An 899-nucleotide genomic window follows, 5' to 3' on the forward strand; every position below is an offset into this window, starting at 1 on the left:
GGTTTCATCCCCCTAATTGGGACATCTTTTTCGAAGCCAATAAAGTCAAGGGCGTAAGGCGTAGCGGACCCTTGACATATTGGTAGAGAGAAAGATAATCCCTTCGGGGATGAAGCCTTTCATTTGTTAGCGGATGTACGGCTGTACTCGATCCTCAAAGAAAACAGATAGCTGCAAGAGAATCTGGCCCCAGTTCTGGACTCGTCCCGTCCACTTTCGCAGAACATCCATGGTTACGAGATATAACATCTTCAGAAAGGCCTCGTCTGTGGGAAACATGGCTTTTCCCTTTGTAACTTTTCGAAGCTGTCGATGATAACTTTCTATGACGTTGGTTGTATAGATCAGCTTTCGAATCTCAGGAGGGTATTTAAAGAAAGTGGCAATCTCGTCCCAGTTATTCCGCCAGGAACGAACCATCAAGGGATATTTACTGCCCCAGGTTTGTTCAAACTGCTCAAGTTCTTCCAAAGCAGCTTGCTCCGTTGGAGCTTTATAGATAGGTTTCAGCTCGGACGTAATCTTTTTTAGATCCTTATAGGAGACATACTTGATGGAGTTTCGGATTTGATGGATTACACATTTCTGAATCTCCGTCTTCGGATAACATGCCGAAATTGCCTCCGTAAAACCGCGAAGGTTATCGACGCTCGTAATGAGAATATCCTGGACTCCACGAGTTTTCAGTTCATTGAGTACATGCAGCCAGAATTTGGCCGATTCATTCTCCCCAATCCAGATTCCAAGCACATCTTTATGACCGTCAAGGTCAATACCAATTACCATATAGGCGGCTTTATTGACGATATTCCGTCTTGCTTTACCTTAAAGTGAATTGCGTCTAGGAAAACAACAGCATAAACCGATTGCAACGGGCGATTTTGCCACTCTTTGATCAT

At 44.2% G+C, this 899-nt stretch carries 1 pseudogene; it reads right to left on the bottom strand.

Annotation, left to right across the window (positions count from 1 at the left end):
- Positions 1-126: 126 nt before the first annotated feature.
- A pseudogene (locus ACTHO6_RS21195) lies at positions 127-899 on the bottom strand (IS256 family transposase); the annotation flags it as partial.

Source organism: Brevibacillus sp. SAFN-007a (assembly GCF_051967035.1).
Taxonomy (GTDB): domain Bacteria; phylum Bacillota; class Bacilli; order Brevibacillales; family Brevibacillaceae; genus Brevibacillus.